This window comes from Flavobacterium hibernum, assembly GCF_000832125.1.
GTDB classification, from domain to species: domain Bacteria; phylum Bacteroidota; class Bacteroidia; order Flavobacteriales; family Flavobacteriaceae; genus Flavobacterium; species Flavobacterium hibernum.
Genome location: NZ_JPRK01000007.1, coordinates 417102 through 429743, shown reverse-complemented (window position 1 = coordinate 429743; position 12642 = coordinate 417102). Strand labels below are relative to the sequence as shown.

Genomic DNA, 12642 nt, shown 5'->3' with positions numbered 1-12642 from the left:
ATCTAAAAAACATAAAGGTTTACTAATAATCAAAACGTTTAAAGGCTTCGATTGCTTCGTATTCTGCTAATCCTAACTGATCATATAAAATGGCTGTATTTTTATTACGGTCTTCGGCTCTCACCCAAAATTCTCTTGAGTCATTTCCTTGAAACATTACTCTGTCTTTCTGAGATTGATGGTATAAAATGGCATGACGTTTCAATAATACTTCTGATGGCGAAAGCGGAACTGCCATATCGATTTCATGAATATCCCATTCGTGCCAAGCACCTCGGTATAACCAAAGCCAACAATCGTCCATGTATTTTTCAGGTTTTAATTCCTTCATGGCAGCAAATATGGCATTTAAACAAACTTCGTGTGTTCCGTGAGGATCTGCAAGATCTCCCGCAGCAAATACCTGATGTGGCTTTATTTTGGCAATAATATCTTTTACGATTGCTATATCTTCAAGTCCTAAAGGCTTTTTCTTTACCTGACCTGTTTCATAAAATGGAAGATCAAGAAAGTGTGTATTCTCATCTTTTAGCCCAATATATCTTGTAGCGGCATAAGATTCACGACGTCTTATAAGTCCTTTTAACTTTCTAACTTCCAATGAATCTATTTGATTTTCTGTTTTATTGTTTAGAAAATTAATTACGGATGAGAAATTAACGCCTTCAATTTCTTTTCCGATAAAATCATTACATACTTCGGCAAATTTTAATGCTTCATCATCTGTAACGGCAATATTTCCTGAGGTTTGATACACTACGTGAACATCATGACCTTGTTTTATTAATTTAGAAAATGTTCCTCCCATAGAGATCACATCATCATCAGGATGCGGACTAAAAAGAATTACTCTTTTCTCAGCTGGGTTTGCTCTTTCTGGTCTATGAGAATCCTCTGTATTTGGTTTTCCGCCCGGCCAGCCTGTTATGGTGTGCTGTAAAACATTGAACATATTAATATTCAAATCGTACGAAGAACCTTCTTGGGCTAACAGATCAGACATTCCGTTATTGTTATAATCTCTGTCTGTTAATTTTAAGATGGATTGTTTGGTTTCTTTACAAAGCCAAACGATGGCTTTACTTTTTAATTCTTGCGTCCAAGTACAACCACCAACCAACCACGGCGTTTCGAATCGGGTTAATTCTGATGCAGAAAATTGGTCTAATACAAAAGTAGCATTAGAATGATTTTGTAAAAAAGTGGCAGGAACTTCAGAGGTAATTTCTCCTTGAATAGTTCTTTTGATAATTGCAGCTTTGTTTTGTCCCCAAGCCATTAAAACAATTCTTTTAGATCTTAGAATTGTAGAAACTCCCATTGTAATGGCTCTTGTAGGAACGTTGTCGATACCGTTAAAGTCTGACGAAGCATCGACTCTGGTAATATGATCTAATGTTATAATTCTGGTTCCGGAATTGATATGCGAGCCTGGCTCATTGAAACCTACGTGTCCGGTACGACCAATTCCTAATAATTGAAAATCAAGTCCACCGGCTTCTTTTATTTTTAATTCGTAATCAACACAATATTGATTCAAATCTTCTATTGCAACTGTTCCGTCTGGGATATTTACATTTTCTGGCTTAATATCTATATGATTGAATAAATATTGATGCATAAAATAATGATAGCTCTGACGATTTTCTTTTGTCATCGGATAATATTCATCCAGATTAAAAGAGACAACATTATGAAAACTTAAATCCTCTTCTTTATGCATGCGAACCAACTCTTCGTATACTTTTATTGGAGATGATCCTGTAGCAAGACCAAGTACGCAGGTTTTATTTTTAACTTGTTTTGAACGGATTAATTCGGCAATTTCTTGCGCAACTACTTTTGAAGCTTCAATTGAGTTTTCAAAAATAACATTATGATTTTTTTCAAAACGGGTTTCTTCAAATTTTCCGGGTATATCGTAAGCCAAAGAAGTACTGGTTTTCATAGTATATTCGATTTGTTAATTTTTTTGGTTTAACAAATATATACAAAAAATAAAGCGAATTCATTATTTTGCGTCATTTAACAAAATTAAATTTTAAACACGCAAAATAACGCATGAAATATTAAATAAATCTCAAACTAAAGAACAGAAACACCTGCTTTTCGATATTCTTCTAACATTTCATCGTTTGGATCTAAATCTGTAACAATAGTACTTAATTGACTAAGATCGCAAACTACGTGTGGCATTTTTGTGTTTAATTTATCTGAAGAAAACATCGAAACAACTCTATCAGAAGCTTCTATCATTGCTTTTTTCACAATAGAAATCTCATATCCTATTTCAGTTAATCCTTGTTTTATATTAATACTACTGGCTCCAATAAAACAAATATCAGCTTTAATCTTCGATACTACCTGAATTACATCCATACCTATTGTTACCATTGCGTTTTTCTGCATTTTCCCACCAATAAATATTAAATCTACATTTGGATGTTGTGATAATTGCATGGCGATTGGTAAGCTATAGGTATATATTGTAGCTTTTAAATCGGAAGGAATTAATTTTGCAAACACCAAATTGGTGCTTCCTCCGCTCATTATAATAACTTGTCCGTCATGTAATAAAGACAAAGCTTTTGTTGCGATTTGTTTCTTTACTTCCTCACCACTTATATCAATATTAAAAACGTCAACCGTTTTTTCTGTAATTTGTATTGCTCCCCCATAAACCTTCTCCAAGAGCTTTTTGCTATCTAATTCGTTTAGATCCCGCCTTATTGTATCTTCCGACAAATCCAGATCAAAAGCCAAATCTGTCGTAACAACCTTTTGCTCCTCAATGAGTTTTGTCATTATATATTTATGTCTTTCAGCTTTCAGCATTTTAAAAAAATTAAGAATTCAACACAAATATATCAAATATTTCAATTGCAAGAAGATGTTCTATGAAAAACCGCAATAGTCTGCATTTTGAGACATCACAAATAAAAACAAAACCAATTTATACGCAAAACATGCGTTATTTTGCAATATTCGAATAATTTTTTGAAAAAAAATACATAATCCCGCATTTATTCGAAAATAATTTCTAAATTTCGCCATTCTAACCAAAACAATTAAGCCAATATGAAAAAAAAGTATTTAGTTCTTTTACTTTTCTTTTTCGGAATACTCGCAGGTTATTCCCAAAATTCAACAGTAAAAGGTAAAGTCACCGATGGTAGTGGAAACGCATTGCCGGGAGCAAACATTTTAGTGCAGGGATCTAAAGATCAAACTTCAACAGGAGCTGATGGAACTTTTTCGATAAAAGCACGTCAAGGAGATGTTATTCAAGTGTCTTACATCGGTTTTAACAATAAAGAAGTTATTGTAAACGGAAATGATTTAAAAATAGTTATTTCTGAAAGTGCACAAACATTAAACAATGTAACAATCGTTGGTTCAATGGGTATTGTTCGTAATAAATCTTCTTTAGGATATGCTGTGCAGGAAGTAAAAGGTAAAGAAATTGCAGACACACAGCGTCCTAACTTTGCTACTGCATTACAAGGTCGTGTTGCAGGTTTAAATGTAACAAGTACTTCTGGCGCTCCGGGTGCCTCGGCAGCGATTCAGTTAAGAGGGGTAAATTCGCTTAGCGGAAGCAACTCTCCTTTATATGTTGTAGACGGTTTACCTGTAAGCAACGAAACAATGGATCAAGGTTTAACTATCTCTAATGCTCCAAACAGAACACAGGATTACACCAATAGAGGTGCGGATATTAATCCAGACGATATTGAATCTGTGGTTATCTTAAAAGGACCTGAGGCTGCAGCGCTTTACGGAATGCAGGCTGGAAATGGTGCAATCGTAATTACTACTAAAAAAGGTAAAAAAGGTGTTGGAAGACTTACTTATTCTACTAATACAAGATTTGATAATTTATACCGTTTTCCTGAAACTCAAAAAGTATATCAAAGAGGTTCTGATGGTGTAAACAATCCAGATTATAGAAGACAATTTGGAACGGCTTACGAACCGGGAACTCAATTTTATAATAATGTTAAAAATTTCTTCAAGACTGCCGTTTCAACAACTCATAATCTTTCGTTTGAAGCGGGTACAGAAACTACTTCTTACCGATTATCTATTTCAAACTTAGAGCAAGAAGGTGTTGTTCCTAATACAGGTTACAGCCGTTTGACTGCTAATTTGAACGCTTCTGCTAAATTATCTTCAAAATTAAGATCTGAAGCTAGTTTTAGTTTTACAAAATCAGACAATCAAAAAGCAGCAAAAGGAGCTGGATCTGCTGTGCAAACTCCAGGTGTAAGAGATGCAGGATATTTACTTTCGCTTTTAACATGGCCGGCAAATGACGATGCCAGCAATTATTTAAATCCAGACGGAACGAGAAGAAAAATTACGTCTGGTGTTTTAGATACTGAAACTGATAATCCGTTCTGGGATGTAAACAAAAACTTATCTGAAGATTTCAACAATCGTTTTGTTACCAATGTTGGATTAATTTACGACCCAACTTCTTGGCTTAACTTTACAGGCCGCGTGGGCTGGGATGTAAATTCTGCTCAAGGTTACAGAGCCATTCATCCAGAATCTGCCGCAGGAATTACTCCTGGAGGTTATATCGAATCGTACTATTCTAATACCAGTAATTTAAACACTACTTTATTAGTTACTGCTAAAAAGTCATTCGGAAAATTCAACACCAAAATTATGGTCGGTAACTCGGTTAATGATAATGATTATAGAATTTTATCTACAACAGGAAGCAGATTTTTTGACCCTAACTTCTACTCTATCAACAATACTGATGCTACAACGCAAAGATCTCAAGAGAGAATTATTCAAAGCAAAGTTATTGGTTTCTTTTCTGAGGTAAGTTTAGATTATGACAAAATTGTTTATTTGACATTAACTGGACGTGAAGACTGGACTTCTGTATTACCAGATCCGTTTTTCTACCCTTCTGTTTCAACGAGTTTCGTTTTCACAAACTTGAACGCATTGAAAAACAAAGAAATACTTTCTTATGGAAAATTGAGAGCTTCTTATGCAGAAGCAGCTAATATTCCTTCTCCATATTCTGCACAACCTGTTTTCACTCCACAGTTGACTACAGACGGAGGTTATGCGTATGGCGTCACAGGTGCAAATCCGAATTTAAAACCTGAATTCCGTAAATCATTTGAATTGGGTACAGAATTAAAATTCTTTAACAACCGTGTTGGATTAGATGTTGCGGTTTACAGTACAAAAACAATCGATCCGATTCTAAGAAATATGCGTTTAAGCTACGGAACAGGATTCGTGGTAACTTCTGCTAACTTTGGAGATTTACAAAACCAAGGTCTAGAGATTACTTTAAATGCAACACCTATTAAAAAAGATAATTTTTCTTGGAATGTAAGTGCTAATTTCAGCAAAACACGTTCTAAATTATTAAATCTTCCTTCTGTTATTTCTGAATATTATGTTTCAGATACTTGGCTTTACGGAAATGTTCGCGGTGGGGTAACTGTTGGAAATCCGCTAACCACTTTAACAGGAAATGATTATTTGAGAAATAATGCAGGTGAGCCTTTAATTGATCCAAACACTGGTTATGCTTTAAAAGATCCAAACTTTAAAATTATTGGAGACAGAAATCCAGATTACATGCTTGGGTTGCAAAACACGTTTACGTACAAAGACCTTAGTTTATCATTCTTGCTAGATATAAGAAAAGGCGGTGATATTTATAACGGAACTGAATTCTATTTGTACCAAAACGGTTTATCTACCAAAACTTTAGATCGCGAACAAACAAGAATTGTAAAAGGTGTTTTAAGAGATGGTTTAGAAAACTCAGCTACTCCGACACAAAATAATATTCCGGTAAGACCAAGTGTTCAAAACGAATATTACAGAACTGGTGCTATCGATGCTGATTTTGTCGAAAAAGATATCAACTGGCTAAGAATGAGAGATATTACTTTAAGCTATCAAATGCCTTCTGAAATATTGAAAAAAACATTCATTAACGCACTTTCTCTTTATGTAACAATGACCGATGTTTTTATCATTACAAATTATACTGGAGCTGATCCTTCGGTTAATGGAACTAATGCTTCAACTGGAGGTGCTGGAGGAACAGGTTTTGACTTTGGAGTAGTTTCTACACCTAGAGGTTTGAACTTAGGATTAAAAATCGGACTTTAATTAATTGACTATGAAAAATATTAAAACATATATAGCCGCATTAGGTCTTGTAGCCACAATGATTTCTTGCAACGACTTAGAAGATATAAACGTAAATCCAAGTTTTCCTGTTGATGTTTCGGCACCAGCATTAATGCCTCCAATTGAACAGCAAATGGCTGTAGGATTACAATTTGACAACAGATGTTTAGGACGATACACTCAAAATTTTAGTACTGCTACAGCTGGTGCTGCAGGAAGTGAATGGGATCGTTTTGGATATCAATCAAATAGTGATACAGGTGGTGAAATCTGGAAAATGGCGTATTTTGCTATTGGTTTAAACTTAACCAAATTACAAGAAAAAGCAGTTTCGGAACAGCGTCATGATATTACTGGAATCGCAAAAGTTATTAGAGCTTGGACTTGGCAGGTTGCCACAGATTATCATTCAGAATTAATCGATTTTGATCAAGTTTTTACTTCGCGTCTTTCTTTTGATTATGTTCCTCAGGAAAAAGTATATGCTGAAGTGATTCGTTTATTGAATGAAGGTCTAACAGATTTAAATCGTACAGACGGAAATGTTTCTCAGACTTATACTGCTCCAGGAGATAAAATGTACGGCGGAGACCGTTCTAAATGGGTTAAGTTTGCTTATGGAGTATTGGCTAGAAACTTAAACAATCAAATCAATAAAGCTTCTTACAACGCAGATAAAGTAATTGAATACTGTGATAAATCATTGGCTTCTAATGCCGACAATGCTTTAATTAGATACAACGGAACTGTTTCTACAGACATTAATTTTTACGGCCCTGGAAGAAATAATTTCAATACTTACCGTCAAACTGATTTTGCTGTGCGAACAATGGACGGAACTATTTTTGGTGTAAAAGATCCTAGAATCTCTAGAGTTTTGGCACCTTCTGTAGGTCAATCTGAATTAGCTCCAGCATCTGCTGCAAATCCAGATCCGAGTAAATATACTTTTAATGGAAACCCATTAAATACTACAGCTTCTACAGTTGCAACAAACGTAAGCAGAATTCCAAATATTTATGGAACGTATGCTGCGGGAACTGTTGCAACTCCAGGAAGATATCTTTTTAGAGATAAAGCGAATTTTCCTTTAATGACGTATTCAGAAATTCAATTTATTAAAGCTGAAGCTGCTTTTATAAAAGGAGACAAAACCATGGCTTTAGATGCTTACAAAAAAGCAATTGACGCCAATATCGATTTTGTAAATACGAATACTGTTGTAAGTACAATTTTCCCTATTACATCGACAATTACAGCTGCTGAAAAAACAGCATTCTTAACCAATGTAAATATTGTTCCAACAGCTGCAAACTTGACTATCAGCCAGATTATGCTTCAAAAATATGTAGCTTTATTTGGTTACGGAATGTTAGAAACTTGGACAGATTTGCGTAAATATCATTATAATACAGATGTTTACAAGACGATGAGTTTTTTACCAAACGGAGGTTTATTTGTTGACAATAATGGAAATTTACCATACAGAGTTCGTCCGAGATTTAACTCAGAATATGTTTGGAATTTTGATGCTTTAAAAGCGATTGGAGCAGATAAGGTAGATTACCATACTCAAGAAATGTGGTTTTCTAAAAATTAATTTCTTAAAAACTAAAAATCTATTAGATGAAAAATATATTTAACACCATAAAAAAGTCAATTATTCCAATACTTGGAGTACTTGCATTTACATCCTGCGGCGACGAAAACGACCAGACTCCATATCAGAGTAAAGACGGAATTGCAAATGCTTCTAACGTAAAATTTGTTCACGCAGCTGTTGGTCCAAATGGAACTAATTTTCAAATTAATTACTTTACAGGAACTGAAAAAATTTCGGCTGTAAGTGTTACAACTGGAGTGCCAGTTGGCATGAATTATGGAGCTCAATATCCAGTGCCAATTAATTATGTTTTGATGAAACCAGGAACACAACCTTTGAGTGTTTTGACGCCTGTAACTCCTGCAGTTACTATTTTCAATGGAAATATTACTACAGAAACAGGAAAATATTATACTAGTTTCTTAGTATCAACACCGCCGTCTGTTACACCGCCGGTATATTCTCTATATCAACTAAACGATGATTTAACTGTTGCTGATTTAGACAAAACTAAAGCCTATATTCGTTTTATAAATGTTATCAGCAATTCGGCACCAGCAGGTTATGATTTAGGATTACTTAAAGAAACATCAACCATTGGCGCAACACCAGTTACAACAAAAGAAGTTTACACTTACAGAAATGTAACTTTTAAGGGAGGTAACGAAAAATACATTGCTATTGAGCCACAAGACCCAGTAGACACAAGAGGATATCAATTGCAGGTTCGTGTTGCAGGTTCTCCAACAAATGTTCCAGGAACAACTACAGGAACAACAATTGCAAACCTTGCCAATTCACCCGCAAATACTGCTTTTGTACCTAGAGCAGGAAGAATTTACACAATCTATTGCAGAGGAATTATCGGCGGAATACCAACTGCAACATCCAATGCCCCATCTGTTACTTTCATAACAAATAAATAAGCTAAAAAATCGAACCACTTTTTGATTAAAGTGGTTCGATTTAATTATTCTATTTCATTTTTTTCCTTTATTAAGCTTAATTTAAACTTTTGTATTATGTTTCAATCCTTTAAAAAAATCACTTTTATTCTATTTTTAATTGTTTCGAATGCATCGAATGCAAATTCATCAACAGAAATTATTAAAAATAAAATCATTGGTATCAGTAATGAAATTAAAACAGGAGCTGATAATTTCGAAAAATATATTCCTTTACTAAAAGATAAAAAAGTTGGAGTTGTTACCAATCAAACCGGAATTTTATCGAACAAAACACATTTGGTAGATTTTTTATTAGAGAAAAAAATTGCCATTCAAACCATTTTTGCTCCGGAACATGGATTTAGAGGAACTGCCGATGCAGGTGAACATGTTGTTGACGGAAAAGATCCAAAAACCGGTTTATCGATTATATCTCTTTACGGAGACAATAAAAAACCAAAGGCTGCACAATTAGCAGGAATCGATGTCATGATTTTTGATCTGCAAGATGTTGGTGCACGTTTTTATACTTACATTTCTTCTTTGCATTATGTAATGGAAGCTTGTGCAGAAAATGGCGTTCCGCTAATAGTTCTTGACAGACCAAATCCAAATGGTGGCATTGTCGACGGACCTCTTTTAGAAAAAGAATTTACAAGTTTCGTAGGCATGCACCCTATTCCGTTACTTCACGGAATGACTATTGGCGAATATGCACAAATGGTCAATGGAGAAAAATGGCTTAAAGATGGCATTCAATGCAAACTAACCGTTATTCCTTGTCTTGATTATAATAGAAAAATGGATTACAGTTTACCTGTTAAACCATCTCCAAATTTACCAAACGATCAATCTATAAATCTTTACGCGAGTTTATGTTTATTTGAAGGAACTAATGTAAGTATGGGACGAGGAACTGAAAAACAATTTCAAATTTATGGTTCTCCCTTTTTAGCAAAAACTAATTTTACTTTTACTCCTAAACCAAATTTTGGTGCCAAAGATCCATTATACAATGGCAAAGAATGTTTTGGAGAAGACTTAACAGCTTACCCAAAACTGAAACAATTGGAGCTAAAATGGCTTCTCAAAGCCTATCAAAATACAAGTGATAAAACGAAATTCTTTAATGGCTTTTTTACAAAATTGGCCGGAACAAAAAAATTACAACAACAAATTGAAAGCGGAACTTCTGAAGAAATGATTAGAAAAAGCTGGACGAAGGATTTAGAAGCATTCAAAAAAATGCGCATAAAATATCTACTTTATAAATAACAGTTAATCTGTCCCCAAAAAAAAATTAAAATAAAAAAAATCAAATAGAAATGTCAAAAGTAAATCCAGATACAGAACGTGAATCTCTTTATTCTAATTTAGATAAAATGAGCACAAATGAATTACTTACAAGTATTAATAATGAAGATAAAAAAGTAGCCGATATAATTGAAAAACAAATTCCTAATATTGAAAAATTAGTCGATGTTATTGTTTCTAAAATGAAACTTGGCGGAAGATTATTTTATATTGGAGCAGGTACATCGGGAAGAATTGGTATTCTTGATGCCTCAGAATGTCCGCCTACTTTTGGAGTTCCCGACAACTGGATTATTGGGATTATTGCTGGTGGCGACTCAGCTATTAGAAAAGCGGTAGAAAATGCCGAAGACGATATTGATCAAGCCTGGAGAGATTTATCTGCTTACGACATTTCGAGTTTAGATGTAGTAATTGGTATTGCTGCTTCTGGAAACACTCCATATGTTATTGGCGGATTAAAAAAAGCACGAGAAAACAATATTGCAACAGGTAGTATTTCGTGCAACAGCGCAAGCCTTATTTCTAAACAAGCAGATCATCCTATCGAATTAATTGTAGGGCCAGAATTCCTTACAGGAAGTACAAGAATGAAAGCCGGAACATCTCAAAAATTGGCTTTAAACATGATCTCAACTTCAGTTATGATTAAACTTGGCAGAATATATGGTAATAAAATGATCGACATGCAATTGTCTAATAAAAAACTGGTCCAAAGAGGTGTCGAAATGATTGTTGAAGAACTTAAAATCGACGAGAAAAAAGCTTCTGAATTACTCAAAAAACACAAAAGTGTAAGAGCAGTTTTACTTGCCGAAAATAAAAATCTGGAAGTCTAACCCACAAACTCTTTAAAATCTTTTATAGATTTATACCAATCAAGTTTTATCTCTTTAAACTTCAACAGAAACCTAACAGTCCCGAAGCCTCGGGATAAAAACCGGTTCGATTTGATAAAGAAAAAAAACTATTTCGACCTGATTTGTATAATTCACTAACCAAACCAATAAAGCTATAAAATGACACCAAGTACAATTCTAATCCTAATCATCATTTATTTCGGGACTTTATTCTATATCTCACATCGAGTGAGCCGAAAAGATAGCGGAAATGACGCTTTTTTTACGGCTAACAAAAACTCAAAATGGTATTTAGTTGCTTTTGGAATGATAGGAACAGCTCTTTCCGGAGTAACTTTTATATCTGTTCCCGGAGAAGTAGGCGCTCCAAGCGGTGAACAATTCAAATATTTTCAATTTGTATTGGGGAATGCACTTGGATTTATAGTAATTACAAAATTGCTTTTGCCGTTGTATTACAGAATGAACTTGACCTCTATTTACGGATATATTGAGCAAAGAATGGGTTTTTACAGTTACAAAACTGCGGCATCTATTTTCTTAATTAGTAGAACCGTAAGTTCTGCGTTCAGGCTTTATTTGGTTGTAATAGTTTTACAGCGTTTTGTATTTGATTTTTATCATATTCCGTTTGCTTTTACCGTGTTGATTTCCTTAATTCTAATATTCTCTTATACCTATAGAGGCGGATTAAAAACCATTATTATTACAGATACTTTACAAACGTTTTTTCTAGTAACATCGGTTTTTCTTACGATCTATTTTATTTGCGACCGAATGGATTTAAGTGCAATTGGCGCATTCGAAGAAGTAAAAAACAGCAACTATTCTAAAATATTTTTCTTTGATGATTTTTTCGGAAGTAAATTTCACTTTGCAAAACAGATTTTAGGCGGAATGTTTGTAACTATTGCTATGACAGGCTTAGATCAAGATTTAATGCAAAAAAACCTAAGCTGCAAAAACATTGGTGAAGCACAAAAGAACATGTTTACCTTTACAGGAATCTTTGTAATTATTAACATCTTCTTTTTAAGTGTTGGTGCGCTATTGTACATTTATGCAAATAAAAACGGAATCGCGATTCCAACTGATTTAATTACAGGCAAACCAAGAACCGATTTACTTTTTCCTGAAATCGCCTTAAATCATTTAGCGACAATTCCGGCAATTGTATTTTTACTGGGAATTATTGCCGCAACTTTTGCCACAACAGATTCGGCTTTAACAGCCTTAACGACTTCTTTTTGTGTAGACTTTTTAGGCATGGATAAAGCCGAAAACAGCAAGAAAAATACTGTTCGAACAAGACATATTGTACACATTAGTTTTTCGGCATTGATATTCTTCGTGATTATTATTTTTAATACCATCAACGACAGTTCTGTTGTTGGAATGATCTTTAAAGTTGCATCTTATACTTATGGTCCATTATTAGGATTGTATGCTTTTGGATTGTTCCAAAAATCAAGAAATGTGAGCGACAAATTAGTTCCACTAATTTGTTTGTTATCTCCTTTCTTCACCTATTTAATCAACGAAAATTCGAAAGTACTATTTTCAGGTTACGTGTTCGACAACGAATTAATACTCTTAAACGGATTAATAACGTATTTGGGATTATTCCTGACAAGTTCAAAAAGCAGCAATAAAATAAGTTTTTAAAGTATTCCTAAATCATTAGAAATAAAAGCATAAAAACCATTGGGAATAATTAGCAAAAAAAATAATTAAACAC

Annotated in this window: 8 protein-coding genes; 6 read left to right on the top strand and 2 right to left on the bottom strand. The window is 34.0% G+C overall.

The window, feature by feature from the left end:
* Positions 1–22: 22 nt before the first annotated feature.
* Positions 23–1948, bottom strand: a complete 1926-nt coding sequence (nagB, locus tag IW18_RS09085; protein WP_041517266.1) for a glucosamine-6-phosphate deaminase — start codon at positions 1946–1948, stop codon at positions 23–25.
* A 137-nt stretch (positions 1949–2085) separates the two neighbouring features.
* Positions 2086–2835: a DeoR/GlpR family DNA-binding transcription regulator gene (locus IW18_RS09080; protein WP_041517265.1), complete on the bottom strand. Its 750-nt coding sequence runs from the start codon at positions 2833–2835 to the stop codon at positions 2086–2088.
* A gap of 243 nt (positions 2836–3078) precedes the next feature.
* Between IW18_RS09080 and IW18_RS09075 the strand changes: the two genes are divergently transcribed.
* The 6 genes from IW18_RS09075 to IW18_RS09050 all read left to right on the top strand — a co-directional run bounded on the left by IW18_RS09075 (position 3079) and on the right by IW18_RS09050 (position 12569).
* Positions 3079–6159, top strand: coding sequence for a SusC/RagA family TonB-linked outer membrane protein (locus IW18_RS09075; protein WP_041517264.1), 3081 nt, complete (start codon positions 3079–3081; stop codon positions 6157–6159).
* 10 nt (positions 6160–6169) lie between these two features.
* Positions 6170–7780 carry a SusD/RagB family nutrient-binding outer membrane lipoprotein gene (locus tag IW18_RS09070; protein WP_041517263.1) on the top strand — a complete coding sequence of 537 codons (1611 nt, stop codon included), beginning with the start codon at positions 6170–6172 and terminating at the stop codon, positions 7778–7780.
* Between the two features lie 26 nt (positions 7781–7806).
* A complete protein-coding gene (locus IW18_RS09065) occupies positions 7807–8709 on the top strand; it encodes a DUF4397 domain-containing protein (protein ID WP_041517262.1) in 903 nt (300 codons plus the stop codon).
* A gap of 96 nt (positions 8710–8805) precedes the next feature.
* On the top strand, positions 8806–10005 hold the full coding sequence (locus tag IW18_RS09060; RefSeq protein WP_041517261.1) for an exo-beta-N-acetylmuramidase NamZ family protein: 1200 nt from the start codon (positions 8806–8808) through the stop codon (positions 10003–10005).
* Between the two features lie 50 nt (positions 10006–10055).
* A complete protein-coding gene (gene murQ, locus IW18_RS09055; protein ID WP_041517260.1) occupies positions 10056–10883 on the top strand; it encodes an N-acetylmuramic acid 6-phosphate etherase in 828 nt (275 codons plus the stop codon).
* A gap of 180 nt (positions 10884–11063) precedes the next feature.
* Positions 11064–12569 (top strand): sodium:solute symporter, encoded by a 1506-nt coding sequence (locus IW18_RS09050; protein ID WP_041517259.1) that lies wholly within the window; start codon positions 11064–11066, stop codon positions 12567–12569.
* The last annotated feature ends 73 nt before the right edge of the window (positions 12570–12642 follow it).

Bases quoted from the DNA above. Each gene is read 5' to 3' on its own strand.
- IW18_RS09060 (WP_041517261.1), top strand. From the start codon at position 8,806: ATGTTTCAATCCTTTAAAAAAATCACTTTTATTCTATTTTTAATTGTT.
- nagB (WP_041517266.1), bottom strand. From the start codon at position 1,948: ATGAAAACCAGTACTTCTTTGGCTTACGATATACCCGGAAAATTTGAA.
- IW18_RS09050 (WP_041517259.1), top strand. From the start codon at position 11,064: ATGACACCAAGTACAATTCTAATCCTAATCATCATTTATTTCGGGACT.
- IW18_RS09070 (WP_041517263.1), top strand. From the start codon at position 6,170: ATGAAAAATATTAAAACATATATAGCCGCATTAGGTCTTGTAGCCACA.
- IW18_RS09075 (WP_041517264.1), top strand. From the start codon at position 3,079: ATGAAAAAAAAGTATTTAGTTCTTTTACTTTTCTTTTTCGGAATACTC.
- IW18_RS09065 (WP_041517262.1), top strand. From the start codon at position 7,807: ATGAAAAATATATTTAACACCATAAAAAAGTCAATTATTCCAATACTT.
- murQ (WP_041517260.1), top strand. From the start codon at position 10,056: ATGTCAAAAGTAAATCCAGATACAGAACGTGAATCTCTTTATTCTAAT.
- IW18_RS09080 (WP_041517265.1), bottom strand. From the start codon at position 2,835: ATGCTGAAAGCTGAAAGACATAAATATATAATGACAAAACTCATTGAG.